Raw genomic sequence first — 17,167 nt, 5'->3', positions numbered from 1 at the left:
AAAAAGCTACAAGTTGCAACGTATTGGGAATAACTGATTAATATCTGGTCAATATCAAACCCTAAGGTATTTAAACTTTTTTGACATATTCAGATTTCAGTTTAATCGCACCAATTCCATCCACTTTACAGTCAATGTCATGGCCATCTGATGCTTCTGGTACAAGGCGAATACTTTTTACTTTCGTGCCCACTTTAACTACAGATGATGAGCCTTTAATTTTAAGATCTTTAATCACGGTTACAGCATCGCCATCGGCTAAAACATTGCCATTAGCATCTTTAATAACGACCTCTTGTTCGCTCAGGTCTTGTTCACCTGCACGCCATTCATGTGAGCACTCTGGGCAAATCAATAAGTCACCATCTTCATAGGTATATTCAGATTGGCATTTTGGGCAATGGGGTAAAGTCATAACAACCTCAAATGTAGATCAAACACAAAAAAACGGCACAATACATGCCAAAAAAAAGCCACTATAACAGGAAGCTAGAAAGACATACAAAAACTATGGTTATTTAGCTCATTTAAAAATACGAGAACTCAGTACAAAATTTCATTCGCTAGATCTGATCTATCAATACGCTTGGCGAAGCAAATCACCTATTTAACAGCGTCGCAAAGCAGGTCAAAATTATTGGTCTGGAATAGATGGATTCACTAAAAAAGACAGTAACTGTAAAGACTCCTGCCAGCCTAAATGGCATGCATCGGGTGGAATCACATCTGGAAGTCCCTGTTGCACTATCGTAACTTCTGTACCCACAGACACTTCTTTTAATTGCACAATCACTTCAATTTCACCCGCCAGTTCTTCCGCATCAAATATATCGCTATAACGTAGCAACTGGTTTTCAATCACCTCATGATAACGACCATGAAAAGCATGGCTGGTTCCCGTTGAAAAGTTGGTAAATGACATGCGGTAACTGCCCCCCGTGCGCACCTCTGCATGTTCAACCTTTGCAATAAAACCATGAGGGGCCATCCACTTTACTAAGGCATTAGGATCGGTAAATGCACGAAATACGCGCTCAGGTGGTGCTGTAAATATACGTTGTAGGTGAACTTTATGACTCATGTGCATACTCCTTATAGTTTTTGTATTGTTCCAATACTCTGCGATCTGTATTTATTGTTTCGCTTTTTTTCTGATTGACACATATAACGCGTTCAATAGATCAAATCAAGTCCGCTTCGAGTGTAGCCTCCTTTAGGAGCTTTACGAGGTCCATAACATAGACCGATATTCATGATGTTAATTTAAATACACGAACAATATTTGACAGTGTTCAAATGCTTCTACAGCCAAATAAAAAAAGCCTAATCGAATAAGACTAGGCTTTTTGTAAATTTTGCACGGTTATTGGCTGTTGAGTTCTTCTTCTGGATCAAAGTCTTCATCATCATAAATATAGGCCATACAGCCCCAGCCGTCATACTCCCCCTCAAATTGCACAGCAATTTTGCTAAACCATTCTTCCAAATCGACAATGTCGGCATATTCAGGTTCCATATACACATAAATGGTAATTACCCATTCATTGGTATCTTCATCCTCAAATAAACTGATTTTTTGTTCTTCTTTTAGCAAATAAATCGCACACTGATCAGCTTTTTCTTCACTGGTAAACGCAATTGAATATTCAATTTCATGCGCTTCCGTCAAGTCATCACCATCTTCATGCATTTGCCATAGCACATTGCCATTGTCATCATCTGGATATTGTTCGTAATCGCGTGACATATTCGAATCCTTTTATGATTGTCATTGGTTCTCGATATAAAGTAGCCGATTTTTATTGCAATTTGGCGATTTATTTACAAAACAATGCCTCACCTTTGCCTTGACAACATATTCTCAGCCACAACTGCTTACTTAGGCTAATATTTAATGCACGCTTTGTACCAATACTTACTTTTACAAAAATATTGTGATGGCTAGACCCGCATTTAAAAAGGCACAACACCTTGAATTTCCAAATGTTCGCCACTCAAAGGTTGCTTAAAAGCCAAATAACTCGCATGTAAAGCCATGCGATTGAGTGGACTCCAATCTGGATTAGGATGATACAGTCGATCGCCCGTAATAGGATGCCCAATACTCATTAAATGCACACGTAACTGATGGGAACGCCCTGTAATCGGTGTGAGCAGTACACGGCTGATATCTTGGCTGGCATCATAATCTAAAGCTTTATATAAGGTTTGTGCAGGCTTACCCAGTTCATAATGCACCATTTGACGCGGTCGATTTTCCCAGTCAGTAATTAATGGCTCATTAATACTACCCTCACCTTTGAGCTCGCCCTGCACCAAAGCGATATAGTTTTTCTTTACCGTGCGTGCTTGAAACATTTTACTTACCGCAACTTCTGCATCGCGATGTTTGGCAAACATTAAAATGCCTGATGTCGCCATATCTAAACGGTGGGTAATTTTGGCATTTGGGTATAAAGCCAGTACGCGCAAATAAGCGCTGTCATGATGCTCAGGTAGACGACCTGGCACAGACAATAATTCCGCAGGTTTATCAATAATCACCAAATCATCATCTTCATAAACAATCTGAAGTGGTCCTTGGGGAGGCATATATACAAATTTTTCGTCAGCAGGCATGAGGCTACAGCATTTGGAGCAGGTTCGGGCGAAAAATATCAACTGCACTGCGGTGTGTCAATCATCTGCCAACGGTTCAGCTCGCAAAACACATTTGCCAGACTTGCGATTGCTGTGTACAAAAATATAGCTCAGGAATGAATTATACATCTGACATTAAACGTTCTTAGCCACGTGTAAGTCATGTCTATTAACACACAAATTGGAAGATATTTTCGAGTGGATTGGGTTGCTTTGAAATTTATTTTCTATTGAAATGCTTTTTTGCTGGTTGTATTTGGCGTAGTTTTTTTTAATTGTTCATTTTTATTGGGTGATCACTTGAACTTTGAGGGTGGTGTCAGAGAAAACGGTTGGTTTACTTCAACTATTATCACTTTGTAAGTCATAATCTTATAGCCTATAAACTCTTGGTCTATAGCGTCCTAAGCCGAATCGAGACCTTGTGGGTAAGTACTGCTCTCGCGTCGTGCGCCCTCACAGCATACTGCTCTTTTCGATCTCTATCACACCCTTGAGATAAAGTTTAGAAAAAAGCAGGCGGGATTGTTTCCCTACTACAGACTCATTTTTATCTATTTTGGAATTTTTTTTCACCCATTCGTAAAAATATTAAAATACTTTTCAAACCTAGTAAAAATAGGCATTCAAGATCGCAAATAAGCATTAAAAAATCTATTTTTATTTCACGATCTCTTCGCTAGAGGGTTTCAATACAACAGGCTAAACCACTTTATGAGCTACACGCCACTTCAGTATCCCCCTTTAAATACTGTTGTTTGAGTGCATCCAACTGGCCATTTAAAAAACGATCCAAATATTCATGTGCTTTTCTTAAATTGAGCTGTTTAAACTCAACATAATCTTTGGTTTTACGCTTAAATAAACCAAAGACTTCACGTTGTTCTGAAATGACTTCGATGTCGCTTTGTAAGACAAACTCTAAGGAATCTGACGTCGATAATTCATTTAAGCTAATTTTAATGGACTGGCTCGACTCGGGATTGGTCACCATAAAATAAGCCTGTCGCCCCTGTAGCTGAAGTAGCAATAATTGCAAATTAAACCAATGCATCGCATCAAATGCTGTTGATGCTTCCGCAATACTTTTGACATGTACCAATTCTAATTCGTTGTCTGAAGCATGGTGTGGATGCCTTATTTCAATATCAAACTGAGCCATTGCAATAATCCCCCTAGCAAGAAACCTATAATTATTTTAAGGGATTAAATATCGACTGGATGATCATGTTTTTAAATCAAAAGTTAAAAGCTTAAAGTTAAATTTTGATTAAATAATGATCTATCTCACAGTTTTAATTTAAAGCATGTTAAAGCTTAAATTTTATGCCGACCAACGGCTAAACCCTTGTTTCCATTCATCGTATATTTTAAGGCGATGAATGGAAAACCAAAGCTACGCAATTTTCCTATGAAGATTGAATCGCAATTGACGACACAAGATAAAGCACCTTATTGATGGCGCTGCTTATTCATCTCTTCGAGTAAATCAAGTTGTACCTGCTGAATTTTAGTAAGTCGATCCCACTGATGTAAAAGCAAATGGTCAACTTTTTCATGCAAATGTCGGATTTCAAGTTCTGCCTTTAAGTTCACTTGATAATCATTTTCTGAGCGCTGTCGGTCTTTGGCTTCTTGTCGGTTCTGGCTCATCATAATAATTGGCGCTTGCATGGCGGCCACGCAGGACAAGAGTAAATTTAACAAGATAAAAGGATAAGGGTCGATCGGGTGTTTCACCATAATGATGCTATTGACCGCAATCCAAACAATTAAAAACAGCGTAAAGCAGATTAAAAAAGTCCAACTACCACCAAAAGTCGCAATTTTGTCTGCGAGTCGGTCGCCCAAAGTCCACTGCTGTTCTAAGGTGGTTTCTACATTTTTACTAATCAGCTCATGTTGTTGCATGCTATGCAACACTTCAACTTCTAAGTCCGAGACTTCACCTTGCTCGGACTGTAAAAGCGATTGTACATACTGCACACGGTAGCGCGTTAAGTCACTTAAGCAAATGTAGTCCTGTGGTTTCCACTCTGGAAAGTCTTGGCTAATTTCTTGCGTAATGCTTTCTCTGACCGTACCCATTGGAACTAAAAAATGCGAACTGAATTTTTTTTGGCACACTAAACAAGGAAAGGTTTCATTTTTTGCGTTCATATACACGCCCCTAGTACGCATCAATCGTCCATAAGCACATTCATGCCAATGTTTTTTATATTTTTACCCGTCGATTATTTTGACGCAATGTATGGAACGAAACTATAAAATTCTAAAAAATAGTTCAATCTTTAACAAATATATCAATGCTATTGGCTATTCAGCATTTTCAATTCCATACAGCCACTCCATGTATGTATAGAATGAATTCTGGAATAATCTTGATATAGCTTGAGCTGAATAGATACGTGCAATTTTGCTTGTGGGGAGGATGTTCGGCTTTTAATCTGGGGTTTATCTATTTTAGTTTTTATCTGTTTTGATTTTTAGTTCTTTTTATTTAATGTATGCATTATTTGTCAGAATTTTTTAGGGTGGTGTCAGAGAAAACGGTTGGTTTACTTCAACTATTATCACTTTGTAAGTCATAATCTTATAGCCTATAAACTCTTGGTCTATAGCGTCCTAAGCCGAATCGAGACCTTTTGGGTAAGTACTGCTCTCGCGTCGTGCGCCCTCACAGCATGCTGCTCTTTTCGATCTCTATCACACCCTTGCGATCTATAGTAGCGAAATGACTTAGGGATTAATTTCCGAAGTTTTACTCATTTGAGTTGATTTCAGAAATATTTTTCATATTTTTAAAATTTATAAAATATTTTCCCATAGACACGCTTTTTAGAGATATTTTCATCGTTCTTTATGTCATCTGAGCGAAGAATTTTCACAATCCAGCCCCGCGATATAATTTTTAAAAGAGATCATATTTAAAAATAGCTTTGCACCCACTGTGCTGTAAACCACCACGCACTTAATGCCGACATGCCACAGAGCAAATTGGCTAAGATTTTATTTAATTTACTTAATTCAGATCCATATACTTTAATGTTGATTACATAAGCCAAAGCGCCATATAACAAGCCAATCGCCCCACCAAATATAATGAGGACCAAAGGCCACGCCGCATACGCATGCGCTTTTTTAGGTAGTTTATGGCCAACATCTGTTGCTGCTAGAGTATGCATGCACGCTTTCCTTACATTGAACGGGTTGATATGAAAATTTTGCATGGTGCTTGTGCATTTATGGCAAGCACAGTATCTGCATTACACATTCATGTGATGCTCAGGTTGATTTAGCAATATTTAGGCCATATACATAGATGCTTGTGTGCGCTCCAACGTTTAACACCATTTACACTACTGCATAATGATAATCACAAGCCTTTTACGACCCTACTTTGGCTGATCTGCGCCTCACGTGATCATCCAAACTCAAATTACTTTTTAGGCGCGAAAAAAAACTCCACCCGAAGGTAGAGTTTTATATTTAGGCTACGCAGTGTAGCAACATACACGCGATGAAACAGCCAAAAAAGCTTTGATCAGTTAAGGCTTACAGCAGGCACAGCCTTCTACTTTTTCTCTGGGCCAGTTCATTCTGGCACGTTTATAAGCCAGCTCAAAATCGGCAAAATAGCCGATTAATATTTGGTCATCGTATTTTGGTAATGCCTCACAGCCAATATCCCCATTATGTATTAAGTGCACACCTTTTTCTGTAGGTTGCTCATCTACAATAAATTTTATCATTCACAGCTCCCCCTTCATTTTGTTTTAATCGTTCAAGCTCGAATAAAACCATAAAAACTTTATGGTTTTAATTCCATAATAAAATTATGCCTTTTATGAGTAAAAATCAATCGTTTTTAAATGATAAAAATCAATTAAGTTGCTAGATTTAAACTCTACTTTTATTTTTAAGGCTGATGCACAACAGTTACACCATGTCGGATCTAACTACATTTTTTTTGGCTTTAATCCAACGTACAAACCAAATCATAGCCACAATGCCCAAGACCACCACCAATACAGGCACTAAAAAGGCCAAGATCGACAGTACAAATGCACCTATCCACTCGCCTGTAGACAATACTGGGTTGGCTATACCACCTGTGGTGGCTGTGGATACGCCCCGTGCGGCAACTGTACTCATCTGCACGGCTGTGGCTGTACCGCCTCCAACAATAATGGCTGCTGCCCAGCTGGCAAATTGGGACATTTCACCTGAGCTGACTGCCATTGTGGTAAGTGTGCCTGCGACCATGGCTGCTGGTGTGGCAATCGTGTCGAGCATGTTGTCTACCCACGGAATGTAATACGCACCTATTTCACAGAGTGTGGCAAAACCTAAGGCAATACATACCGATGGCATGGCCAGCCATTCGAAGCCTTTCATGGGCTCAAACCAGCCCATAATGGCAGCTAGGCTCATGACCAGTAATGGTACAAATACGCGAAATCCGCAGGCTGCGCTAAGTCCTATGCCTATGCAAAGGCCAAGTAGTGTTTCCATGCTATGTGTCCTGTTTTGGCGGTCTGTTTTTTATTTTTACTTTTTTTGAGCGAACAAAAAAGCCCTATGCTGTAATAGGGCTTTTATTTTAAAACAGGATTGGCTGTTTTAATGTGCTGTGCTTAGGCAACCTTATCGTTGTATTCGGTGCCCAGACATTTGGTACAAGGTGGTAGACGATCAGTACCAATTTCTAAGTAGGTGCGGTGGCCGCATTGAACACAAAAATAGAAGCCAGTTCCTGGTTTAGAGCCTGCAATTACCATTTTTGTTCTCCATGTGTTTTTAGAAATGGTGGACAAAGTATAGTCTTTTTTTGTGCGATGTCTATTATCTATTTTGTAAAATGATGGTGTCATTTTTGCAAGAAATAATTTTGTTTTAAATTCATCACGTTTTTATAGGGTTCATCTATTCTTATTTGTGATAACCGTTTTAAAGTGTTTTTCTATTTGTTGGTATCATCTAAAGGCATTCCATCCTCGCCAAAAAATATTCCGCACTCTAACAATTTTTCATGCGCTACGTGATGCACTACGCCACGTTTACTGACTTTGGATTCAAATAATCTACGCAAAGTTGCTTCACTGACATTTGGATGACCTACAACTTCGATGCGTACCCCCCAGAATTTATCATTGGCAAAGCGGTCTAGTATTTCTGCATCGGCATCGGGATTCATGGCTACCGTGACACGAATCGCTTGATTTGGGTCTGTTAAAAATGGTTCAAGCTCGGCTGAATTGGATGCACCACATGCCAAAATATAGAGACGTTCTTCTTCGGCTTTTTGTTCGGGGGATTTTTTGGGCATTTTCAGTTTTTTTCAAATAATAATTATTCATAAATTTTATTCAAAATCGAATACTTCAATATCTCTACAGGTTAATGAACCTCTCCTAGTCGAAGTTTGTGCTATCAATATATTCAAAAATTCCTTTGCCTCATTACATGAATTTAAAGATTCATAGAAAGCAGTACACCAATCGAGACCATTTTCATTAGTAATACTAAGTTTTCCAGAGATAAATACATCTAATGAAAAGCTATTCTTTTTCGCTTTTCTTCTTAACTCCTTAAATTCTCTCATGCAATATTCATTAATTCTAGATTTGACATGTAGTTCTTTCAAATGGCATCTAATCCTTTCTTTGTCTATAGCTGTTAGATTAGATGTATTAAGCTTTACATCTTCAACTTGGATAGAATTAATAGATGAATCAAAAGATAAAGTTATCTTATATTTTATTCTAGATAAAATATCACTATAAAATGGATGGACAAAAAGACACCCCTGCGTGGGTTCAAAATATTTACTACTCTTTATACTTGCACACTTTCTGCACTGAGGAACTAGATTATTTTGAAAAATAGCATAGTGAGAAAAATTTTCTTTGGGGATAAAGTGATCTAGTGTATTTGGTCTCACCAAATCACCACAATACGGACAAATATTAAGTGTATTATTCCTTCTACTTTGAAGTTTACTTTTAAGCATAACCGGAGGATTATTATAATAGTCTAATAATAATTTTTTGTTATCATCATTTATAAAACTTGGCATCTTTGGATTATCACGATGAAGTGAAATAACTCTCTCATAAAGTAGATACTGAGAAAAAATATCTCCTTTTAATGAGATTAATGCTCCCTTATTCCCCTTTTTTGAGTCAATATGAGTTGCACTATCCCACCAGTCAGTACCATCATCAATAAAACTATTCAAAAAATCCATACTAATCTTCAAACTCTATATTTTCATCACTATTTTTGCTTATAAAATAAACTAATCCTGCATCACCAAACTCTTGATTTATGGTTCCAATACTTAATTTAGCATCTTCATCTATCAACTCATCAATTACATCTTCATAAATTTTACTTTCAAGATCATCCTCGAATACTTCTGCAATAATACTCTCGATATCTGAACCATAAGTTTGAATACTTGGCAAGGTAATAGTTGTGTAACCCCCTTCTCTTTTTAATATATTAACAGCTTCCCTATCAACTTCACGGGTAATAATGCTTGAATGTGTTGCGATTACAGCAAATGATTTAAAAGCTTTTAATAATTTTTTAAGCATTTTCATCAACCCAAGTTCAAGCCCTGGATGTAAATACAATTCAGGCTCATCAACCAGTAATAATGTCTCACTTTCTATTTCACTAATTAAGGTTGGGATTAAATAAGAATATATTTCCTGACCTGAGCTTAAAGCTACAACATCATTTTTCTTTTTAAAAAAAAGCCCCTTATTTTTATCTAAATGCGTAGAGTCAGAAAAACTTATTTCATCTATTGATATGAATTCACCCTTCTTGCTTGAAATAAAAATATCATCAAAATCAATACTTAAACCCAACGTATCTTCCAGTAATTTCTTTTTATTTATTTCACCCCACCACAAATTATCTTTATCATATTTAATAATACTTAAAATAGCTTCAACACTTCTTTTTTTCGGATGGTTTTTATCAAACTTATTCTCTTCATTTCTAAAACCAATATAGTTGTATTTATTTACAGGTATTCTTTTATTTCTATTTACCTTTTTTTGAGTTCCTTCAGTATTTTTTAATTTATAGAAATCACTTAAATCATTGACTGTTAGAAAATTTTCAAATGGAGAAAAAGCAGAAACTAAAACTTTATTAAAATATGGGTAATCAATTTTTTTCGCACTCATCCCCAAGATAGTTCTAATTAAATTATCAATAATATAGGTTTTCCCCGAACCGTTTCTTCCAATTAATAAATTTATATTTCTCTCACCATATTCTTTTTCAATATTAAAATCTAAAACAAGATCATCAAACTTATCCTCATCAAATGCAATATCAACTCTAAATTTTGAGGTATTTAAAGACTTACCTAGTGATATTTGATACCCTTTTTCAATGATAGCCTCTGAGGTAGAACCCTCTCTCATTAATGTACTAGAATAGCCTCCAAATTTTGAAAATTTCTCTTTCTCATCAATAAAGTAACTAGCATCTCTAATAGCATTAAAAAAAATATTAATTCTCTCATCATCACTTTCAAAAAGAACTCTTACTTTTTTATAAAAATTTACTTCCAAAGGTAAACTAATCGTAGTCTCATCAAGTAAATTACTAACATCAAAATTTTTTTCATCAAGTTGAATACCGAATTTTTTAAAATACTCAAAAGTATTTTTTATGTCTAATTTCAGTATTCTCACGAAACCTAAAAGTTGCTCACTATCCTGCTTGCTATTTTTATAATAAATCTTAAATTTAACCTTATAATCAAAATCATCCCAAGGCTCATCATGCCCTGTACGATAATTATCTTTTGTTAAAAAGATACCATGATAATTTGTACTAATACTTTCAGTATAAATAACTTGCATAATTCATATAAATCTAAAAACCCCACATAAATGTAGGGTCTTTTTACAACAATATCAAATACTTTTAGATCAGATCATCAAGCTACATTCCCTTCCAAGAAATCCTGTGCAAAGCGTTGCAACACACCACCCGCTTCATACACAGATACTTCTTCTTCAGTATCCAAACGGCAAGTTACAGGCACTTTAACAATCTCTTCTTTACCGTCAGCAGTCGAACGCTCAACCACCAAAGTTAAAGTCGAACGAGGCGCAATATTACCAATCACGCTATACAACTCCGTACCATCTAACTTCAACGTTTTACGGTCAGTACCCGCTTTAAACTCAAGCGGTAACACGCCCATACCCACAAGATTCGTACGATGAATACGCTCAAAACCTTCAGCAACAATCACTTCTACACCGGCAAGACGTACACCTTTAGCAGCCCAGTCACGGCTAGAACCCTGACCATAGTCTTTACCTGCAATAATGATCAGCGGTTGCTTACGATTCATATAAGTTTCAATCGCTTCCCACATACGCATCACTTCGCCTTCAGGCTCTACACGCGCCTTAGAACCCTGCTTGATCGTACCGTCAGAGCGAACCACCATTTCATTGAACAGTTTCGGGTTGGCAAATGTTGCACGTTGCGTGGTTAAGTGATCGCCACGGTGCGTTGCGTACGAGTTAAAGTCTTCCTCAGGCACGCCCATTTTCTTCAAGTATTCACCTGAAGCCGAATCTAAAACAATCGCATTCGATGGTGATAAATGGTCTGTGGTGATGTTATCACCCAAGATTGCAAGCGGACGCATATTGGCTAAGGTACGTGGTGCAGCAAGCGCCCCTTCCCAATACGGCGGACGGCGGATATAGGTACTTTGCGGACGCCAGTCATACAGTGGGCTAGCCGCTTTTTCATTCACACCCAAATCAAACATTGGAATGTAGATTTTTTTGAATTGCTCAGGCTTAACAGCTTCTTTTACCAATGCATCAATTTCAGCATCAGACGGCCAAATGTCTTTTAAGTAAATTGGGTTACCGTCTTTGTCATTGCCTAAAGAATCTGTTTCGATGTCAAAACGAATCGTCCCTGCAATCGCATACGCTACAACTAAAGGAGGTGAAGCCAAGAAAGCTTGTTTTGCGTATGGATGGATACGGCCATCGAAGTTACGGTTACCCGAAAGTACCGCAGTTGCATACAAGTCACGTTCGATAATTTCTTGCTGAATCACAGGGTCTAGCGCACCCGACATACCGTTACACGTAGTACATGCATAGGCTACGATACCAAAACCGAGTTTTTCTAAATCACCCAATACACCTGCTTCTTCAAGGTATAAAGCAGCCGCTTTAGAGCCCGGTGCAAATGATGATTTCACCCAAGGTTTACGCACTAAGCCAAGCTCATTCGCCTTACGTGCAAGCAAGCCTGCTGCCACCGTATTACGCGGGTTTGAAGTATTGGTACATGAAGTAATGGCTGCAATAATCACAGCGCCATCTGGAATTAAACCTTCCGCTTCTTGCGCACGTGCTGCGTCTAAATTGCCTGCAATGCCTTTAGCTTTTAAGTCAGCCGTTGAAACACGAGCATGCGGGTTTGATGGGCCAGCAATGTTACGCGTTACAGTTGAAAGATCAAAACGAAGTACACGCGGGTATTCCGCTGCTGTCATATCCGACGCCCAAAGACCAATTTCTTTGGCATATTTTTCTACAAGCTGAACTTGCTCTGCTTCACGGCCTGTCAGCGTTAAATAATCAATGGTGTTTTGGTCAATGTAGAACATGGCGGCCGTTGCGCCATATTCAGGTGTCATGTTCGAGATCGTCGCACGATCGCCTACAGACATGCTGTCCGCGCCTTCACCGAAGAATTCTAAATACGCACCAACTACACGCTCTTTACGCAAGAATTCAGTCAATGCTAAAACGATATCGGTTGCGGTAATGCCCGCTTGACGCTGACCGACAAACTCAACACCAATGATGTCTGGCAGACGCATCCAAGATGCACGGCCGAGCATTACGTTTTCAGCTTCTAAACCGCCCACACCAATCGAAATTACGCCAAGCGCATCGGTATGTGGTGTATGTGAATCTGTACCTACGCAAGTATCAGGGAAGGCCAAACCACCACGGTTTTGAATCACTGGAGACATTTTCTCCAAGTTGATTTGGTGCATAATGCCGTTGCCCGCAGGGATCACATCCACATTTTCAAACGCTGTTTTCGTCCATTCAATGAAATGGAAACGGTCTTCGTTACGGCGGTCTTCAATCGCACGGTTTTTCTCAAATGCGTCTGGGTCAAAACCGCCAAACTCTACAGCTAAAGAGTGATCGACAATCAGCTGTGTTGGCACAACTGGGTTCACTTTAGATGGGTCGCCGCCTTGGTCAGCAATGGCATCACGTAAGCCTGCAAGGTCAACCAGTGCCGTTTGACCTAAAATGTCATGACACACCACACGTGCTGGATACCAAGGAAAATCATGGTCTTGTTTGCGGAAAATCAACTCTTTTAAAGACTGCTCTAAAATCGCAGGATCACATTTACGTACCAGCTGCTCTGCCAGTACCTTTGATGTATATGGTAATTTTGCGTATGCGCCTGGCTGAATGTCTTCCACGGCTTGACGCACATCGAAGTATTCTAGCTGGGTACCTTGCAGCGGTTTACGGTAGTTGTTGTTCATGCCTTCCTGCCCTCATACATTTTTTTGCAGCTTATTTTTTGACGTTTTCGTCTTATGTCGCTAGGCATACTACACTGTCAAAACCCCATTTCCCAAATCTTATATTTTTCATAAACTTAACATAAAAAACAGGTGTTTTAGAAACATTTGGTTACATTTGTTTTTGTATATTTACTCTAAATCATGTTTTCGCCCAAAAATCAGGCAATTTCAAACCCATTCTTTAGTCTTATATCCACGCTAAAGCAGACGTTCATACTTCAATTTTACTGGAAATATCCATTTTTAATGATCAATCTCAGTTGCTGCTATTGTCTTTTTTTCGCTTGACCTCCTTATTTAGGGATTAAGCCATCGCAGAAAGCGACTTAAACTGCTGAATATTCTCCTCTCCCTTTAGGTATCTTGCTTTTTCCGCCTAATTCGAATTGTGACATACAGTTCAATCCATCATTTTGATGTCGGCCTTGCTCGTTTTGCCATCACACGCTGCCACAGTTTTGAGGTAGCGTTTTCTTCTTTTACTGCATGCATTTTCCCTAGCTGAGGCAATCAGCTCGGTCTGAGTATGTGCTATATTTCAGTCCATATATTTTTAGTATTTTGCATAGGCGATCTTATGACTGGCGCTTCCCTCAGCTTCCAAAAATTCACCTTAAATGGTGTAGATGCACAAAAATTTTTACAAGGCCAAGTAACCTTACACGTCGAACGTCTCGAAGAAAATCAAACACGTTATACCGCTATTTGTGACCTAAAAGGCCGTATTCATTTTGGTTTGTGGCTCACTAAATTGAATGCTGAAAGTTTTGAGATTGTGACTACTGCCGATCAAGCAGAAGAATTTGCCAAACATATTAAAAAATTCGGTGCTTTTTCTAAAATGAAACTGGAAGAAGTTGGTGCCGTTTTCCCAACTTTAACTGAAAACACAACCACCTTCGCAACTGAAGCAACAGATATTAGCGCTTGGGAAATTCAAGCCATTCAAGCAGGCCAAGCCTATATTGACCAAGCCATTGAGCATGTTTTTCAACCTCAAGAGCTACGTTTACATCAGCGTGAAGGCGTACACTATGACAAAGGCTGTTATTTGGGCCAAGAAGTCATCGCGCGACTTTGGTTTAAAGCGAAACCGAAAGCTTGGCTACATGCAATTCAAGGTACAGGAACTGTACCTGCACAAGCTGAACAGCTCCATGCGCAAGTACAAGTGGTGAATAGTGCTGCGACTGAAAATGGCTATGTGGCTTTGGTTGTGGCACGTCCAGACGCACTGGCTGAATTAGCTATAACCGTTTTAGATTTGCCTGATGCATTGAATGGTGATGTAGCGCGTCCTGCTTAAGCCCTATAATGATTGTGTATTTAATGAAATGAGTACGATATACGCATAGTTTTTTTTAAGTGCCATTTCGAAGTACAAATACACAAAAAATAAAAAAGCCAAAATCAATTCTGATTTTGGCTTTTTTATTCCTCAACTAGACTTAGCAACAGAAAAAAGATATTGATCACATCAACAGTTTACTTTTGATTTGGGTAGTCATAATCCCCCCATTTACTCGTTTTCAATCCCATGCCGTGAAGTGCTTCAATTAATTTTACAGCTGCTCGCACACCATCAATCACGGGAATATCTAACACTGCACTCACCTGTTCTGCCATTTCTGCCATACCACCACAACCCAAAACAATCGAACCAATACCATCCTGTGCTTTAGCTTCTCGGCAACTTTCCAACAGTTTCTGATAAGCAGTTTTTTTGTCATATTCCAAAGCCAAAACTGGTAAATCTATACAGCGAATTTGTGCACAGTGTCCCGCAAAGCCATACTGATGCAATAAATGCTCTGCAATAATTTTAGTACGTGGCAACGTTGTGACGATACTAAATTTAGTCGAAATTAAAGTCGCAGCATGAAATGCAGCTTCTGCAATACCAATGACTGGCGCACTCGCAACTTCTCTTGCTGCATGTAAAGCTGGATCACCAAAACATGCAATCACATGACCATGTACCTCTTGAGCTTTACCTTGTTGTACCAATTCAAGTATGCCTACTGCAGACATAGCTTCATCAAAATGCCCTTCAATCGATTTCGGGCCATGACTTGGTGAAACTGCAATGATCTCAGTTTCTTGCAATGCAACTTTTTGTGTAGCTTCTCCAATTGCATGCGTCATTTCTATGCATGTATTTGGATTAATAACCTGTATTTTTATACTCATTGATATACACACTCTTTTTTTTGCTTCATTTTTATACCCAAAAATCAAAATAACGATCGAACTTAATACCTAATGCAAAAATCAATCCAGCTTTATTTATAAAATAATTATTATTTTTCAATATCTTAATTCAATTTAAACAATTTGGCATAGTTTCTGCTCATACCCTCTTAGAACGAAAAAATAGAAGGTGTAGCATGAATAAACCAGAATATAGCCCTAAATTAAGCAATGATGATTTAGCACCGGCAAAGCAAAATTGGTCTTGGTATAACATTTTTTCTTTTTGGATGTCTGATGTTCACAGTATGGGCGGTTATATCGTTGCGGCCAGTTTATTTGCCTTAGGCTTAGCCAGTTGGCAGGTTTTTGTCGCACTCATCGTCGGTATTTTAATTGTGCAAGTCGCAGCTAATCTTGTGGCAAAACCGAGTCAAGTTTCAGGTGTGCCTTATGCGGTCATTGCACGACAGTCCTTTGGTGTATATGGCGCAAATATTCCTGCTTTAATCCGCGGTTTAATTGCTGTGTCTTGGTATGGCATTCAAACATGGTTAGCGTCAAATGCTCTAATGCTGATTTTACTGAAATTTTTCCCAAGCCTTAGCCCATTAACTCAGCTCAGCTTTGCAGGCTTAAGTGCAATCGGCTGGATCTGCTTTGGCCTGATGTGGTTACTTCAAGCACTCGTATTTTGGAAAGGGATGAGTACCATCAAAGTTTTTATTGATTGGGCAGGCCCATTAGTCTATGTAGTAATGTTTGCTTTAGCAGCATGGCTAGTTGCAAAAGTCGGCTGGTCTAATATTTCATTCAATTTAGGTACTAAACAACTCAGTGCCTCAGAACAATTTGCCCAAACTATGGTCGCAATTGCGCTAGTTGTATCGTATTTTTCTGGTCCATTATTAAATTTTGGCGACTTTTCACGTTATGGAAAATCCATGCAACAAGTGAAAAAAGGAAACTTTTGGGGACTCCCTTTTAACTTTATTTTTTTCTCGCTTATTACTGTTGTCACCGTCTCTGGCACATATAGCTTATTTGGAAAAATGGTGACAGATCCGTTAGAAACAGTAGCAATGATTGATAATACCTTTGCAGTTGTACTTGGACTATTAACCGTTTTAACAGCAACGATTGGTATTAACATCGTGGCAAATTTCGTCTCTGCAGGCTTTGACTTTTCAAATATTTTACCGCAAAAACTTAGTTTTAGAACTGGGGGCATGATTGCTGCAGTTGGCTCTGTTCTCATCACCCCTTGGAATTTATTCAACTCACCAGAACTCATCCATTACACCTTGGATGTTTTGGCTGCTTTTATCGGACCATTGTTTGGTATTTTAATTGCGGACTTCTATTTTATTAAAAAACAAAATGTTGTCGTTGATGATTTATTTAATGATAATTCTAGCGGTGCATACTGGTACAAAGGTGGTTTCAACCCAAAAGCCATTGCCTCACTAGCACCCGCTGTCGTTATAGGTTTAATCTTTACTCTTGTACCTGCCCTACAACACCTTGCACCATTTAACTGGTTCATTGGTGCATTTCTAGGTGCTAGCTTTTATTACTTCCTTGCACGTGAATCAAAATCAAAAATTAAAGTAAAAATACCTCAAATTCCGTCAAAGCTCTAAATAAAACAGTAAAGTCATCTGCTTTACAAATACTTCGATACAAAGCGGATGAGCGAAAATTAAA

At 38.5% G+C, this 17,167-nt stretch carries 17 protein-coding genes; 2 read left to right on the top strand and 15 right to left on the bottom strand.

Annotated elements, in window-relative coordinates; translation table 11 throughout:
- Positions 1–70: 70 nt before the first annotated feature.
- The 14 genes from DYI81_RS00465 to acnD form a co-directional block, all read right to left on the bottom strand.
- Positions 71–415, bottom strand: coding sequence for a zinc ribbon domain-containing protein YjdM (locus DYI81_RS00465; protein WP_117006399.1), 345 nt, complete (start codon positions 413–415; stop codon positions 71–73).
- 219 nt (positions 416–634) lie between these two features.
- Positions 635–1,081, bottom strand: coding sequence for an SRPBCC family protein (locus DYI81_RS00460; protein WP_106986551.1), 447 nt, complete (start codon positions 1,079–1,081; stop codon positions 635–637).
- A 282-nt stretch (positions 1,082–1,363) separates the two neighbouring features.
- On the bottom strand, positions 1,364–1,747 hold the full coding sequence (locus DYI81_RS00455) for a ribonuclease E inhibitor RraB (protein ID WP_106986550.1): 384 nt from the start codon (positions 1,745–1,747) through the stop codon (positions 1,364–1,366).
- Between the two features lie 206 nt (positions 1,748–1,953).
- Positions 1,954–2,619 (bottom strand): RluA family pseudouridine synthase, encoded by a 666-nt coding sequence (locus tag DYI81_RS00450; protein WP_117006398.1) that lies wholly within the window; start codon positions 2,617–2,619, stop codon positions 1,954–1,956.
- A gap of 733 nt (positions 2,620–3,352) precedes the next feature.
- Positions 3,353–3,802 carry a hypothetical protein gene (locus tag DYI81_RS00445; RefSeq protein WP_117006397.1) on the bottom strand — a complete coding sequence of 150 codons (450 nt, stop codon included), beginning with the start codon at positions 3,800–3,802 and terminating at the stop codon, positions 3,353–3,355.
- Positions 3,803–4,092: 290 nt separating this feature from the next.
- Positions 4,093–4,800: a DUF1003 domain-containing protein gene (locus tag DYI81_RS00440; protein ID WP_106986547.1), complete on the bottom strand. Its 708-nt coding sequence runs from the start codon at positions 4,798–4,800 to the stop codon at positions 4,093–4,095.
- 767 nt (positions 4,801–5,567) lie between these two features.
- Positions 5,568–5,825 carry a hypothetical protein gene (locus DYI81_RS00435; RefSeq protein WP_106986546.1) on the bottom strand — a complete coding sequence of 86 codons (258 nt, stop codon included), beginning with the start codon at positions 5,823–5,825 and terminating at the stop codon, positions 5,568–5,570.
- A gap of 363 nt (positions 5,826–6,188) precedes the next feature.
- Positions 6,189–6,392: a hypothetical protein gene (locus DYI81_RS00430; protein WP_106986545.1), complete on the bottom strand. Its 204-nt coding sequence runs from the start codon at positions 6,390–6,392 to the stop codon at positions 6,189–6,191.
- Between the two features lie 187 nt (positions 6,393–6,579).
- Complete coding sequence (locus tag DYI81_RS00425) at positions 6,580–7,155, bottom strand: DUF4126 domain-containing protein (protein ID WP_117006396.1); 576 nt, start codon at positions 7,153–7,155, stop codon at positions 6,580–6,582.
- Between the two features lie 122 nt (positions 7,156–7,277).
- Positions 7,278–7,514, bottom strand: coding sequence for a hypothetical protein (locus DYI81_RS18200; protein WP_117006395.1), 237 nt, complete (start codon positions 7,512–7,514; stop codon positions 7,278–7,280).
- 89 nt (positions 7,515–7,603) lie between these two features.
- Positions 7,604–7,969 (bottom strand): hypothetical protein, encoded by a 366-nt coding sequence (locus DYI81_RS00415; protein ID WP_117006394.1) that lies wholly within the window; start codon positions 7,967–7,969, stop codon positions 7,604–7,606.
- Between the two features lie 36 nt (positions 7,970–8,005).
- Positions 8,006–8,890, bottom strand: a complete 885-nt coding sequence (locus tag DYI81_RS00410; protein ID WP_117006393.1) for a hypothetical protein — start codon at positions 8,888–8,890, stop codon at positions 8,006–8,008.
- Between the two features lies 1 nt (position 8,891).
- The gene (locus DYI81_RS00405) at positions 8,892–10,532 is read right to left on the bottom strand and encodes an AAA family ATPase (RefSeq protein ID WP_117006392.1); all 1,641 of its coding nucleotides are present in this window, start codon (positions 10,530–10,532) and stop codon (positions 8,892–8,894) included.
- A gap of 77 nt (positions 10,533–10,609) precedes the next feature.
- Complete coding sequence (acnD, locus tag DYI81_RS00400) at positions 10,610–13,228, bottom strand: Fe/S-dependent 2-methylisocitrate dehydratase AcnD (RefSeq protein WP_117006391.1); 2,619 nt, start codon at positions 13,226–13,228, stop codon at positions 10,610–10,612.
- A 619-nt stretch (positions 13,229–13,847) separates the two neighbouring features.
- On the opposite strand from acnD, the gene DYI81_RS00395 reads away from it, so the two are divergent.
- Positions 13,848–14,576 (top strand): folate-binding Fe/S cluster repair protein, encoded by a 729-nt coding sequence (locus tag DYI81_RS00395; RefSeq protein ID WP_117006390.1) that lies wholly within the window; start codon positions 13,848–13,850, stop codon positions 14,574–14,576.
- A gap of 179 nt (positions 14,577–14,755) precedes the next feature.
- Here DYI81_RS00395 and DYI81_RS00390 read toward each other — a convergent pair whose 3' ends face one another.
- On the bottom strand, positions 14,756–15,466 hold the full coding sequence (locus DYI81_RS00390) for an aspartate/glutamate racemase family protein (protein WP_276310158.1): 711 nt from the start codon (positions 15,464–15,466) through the stop codon (positions 14,756–14,758).
- 191 nt (positions 15,467–15,657) lie between these two features.
- Here DYI81_RS00390 and DYI81_RS00385 point away from each other — a divergent pair, with 191 nt between their 5' ends.
- On the top strand, positions 15,658–17,103 hold the full coding sequence (locus tag DYI81_RS00385; RefSeq protein WP_117006388.1) for an NCS1 family nucleobase:cation symporter-1: 1,446 nt from the start codon (positions 15,658–15,660) through the stop codon (positions 17,101–17,103).
- The last annotated feature ends 64 nt before the right edge of the window (positions 17,104–17,167 follow it).

The sequence above is a fragment of the Acinetobacter sp. SWAC5 genome (assembly GCF_003419885.1).
Lineage (GTDB): Bacteria > Pseudomonadota > Gammaproteobacteria > Pseudomonadales > Moraxellaceae > Acinetobacter > Acinetobacter cumulans.
This window is presented reverse-complemented; position numbering and strand designations above follow the sequence as displayed.

Coding starts and splice junctions, on each gene's coding strand:
- DYI81_RS00465 (WP_117006399.1), bottom strand. CDS start 415: ATGACTTTACCCCATTGCCCAAAATGCCAATCTGAATATACCTATGAA.
- DYI81_RS00460 (WP_106986551.1), bottom strand. CDS start 1,081: ATGAGTCATAAAGTTCACCTACAACGTATATTTACAGCACCACCTGAG.
- DYI81_RS00455 (WP_106986550.1), bottom strand. CDS start 1,747: ATGTCACGCGATTACGAACAATATCCAGATGATGACAATGGCAATGTG.
- DYI81_RS00450 (WP_117006398.1), bottom strand. CDS start 2,619: ATGCCTGCTGACGAAAAATTTGTATATATGCCTCCCCAAGGACCACTT.
- DYI81_RS00445 (WP_117006397.1), bottom strand. CDS start 3,802: ATGGCTCAGTTTGATATTGAAATAAGGCATCCACACCATGCTTCAGAC.
- DYI81_RS00440 (WP_106986547.1), bottom strand. CDS start 4,800: ATGAACGCAAAAAATGAAACCTTTCCTTGTTTAGTGTGCCAAAAAAAA.
- DYI81_RS00435 (WP_106986546.1), bottom strand. CDS start 5,825: ATGCATACTCTAGCAGCAACAGATGTTGGCCATAAACTACCTAAAAAA.
- DYI81_RS00430 (WP_106986545.1), bottom strand. CDS start 6,392: ATGATAAAATTTATTGTAGATGAGCAACCTACAGAAAAAGGTGTGCAC.
- DYI81_RS00425 (WP_117006396.1), bottom strand. CDS start 7,155: ATGGAAACACTACTTGGCCTTTGCATAGGCATAGGACTTAGCGCAGCC.
- DYI81_RS18200 (WP_117006395.1), bottom strand. CDS start 7,514: ATGACACCATCATTTTACAAAATAGATAATAGACATCGCACAAAAAAA.
- DYI81_RS00415 (WP_117006394.1), bottom strand. CDS start 7,969: ATGCCCAAAAAATCCCCCGAACAAAAAGCCGAAGAAGAACGTCTCTAT.
- DYI81_RS00410 (WP_117006393.1), bottom strand. CDS start 8,890: ATGGATTTTTTGAATAGTTTTATTGATGATGGTACTGACTGGTGGGAT.
- DYI81_RS00405 (WP_117006392.1), bottom strand. CDS start 10,532: ATGCAAGTTATTTATACTGAAAGTATTAGTACAAATTATCATGGTATC.
- acnD (WP_117006391.1), bottom strand. CDS start 13,228: ATGAACAACAACTACCGTAAACCGCTGCAAGGTACCCAGCTAGAATAC.
- DYI81_RS00395 (WP_117006390.1), top strand. CDS start 13,848: ATGACTGGCGCTTCCCTCAGCTTCCAAAAATTCACCTTAAATGGTGTA.
- DYI81_RS00385 (WP_117006388.1), top strand. CDS start 15,658: ATGAATAAACCAGAATATAGCCCTAAATTAAGCAATGATGATTTAGCA.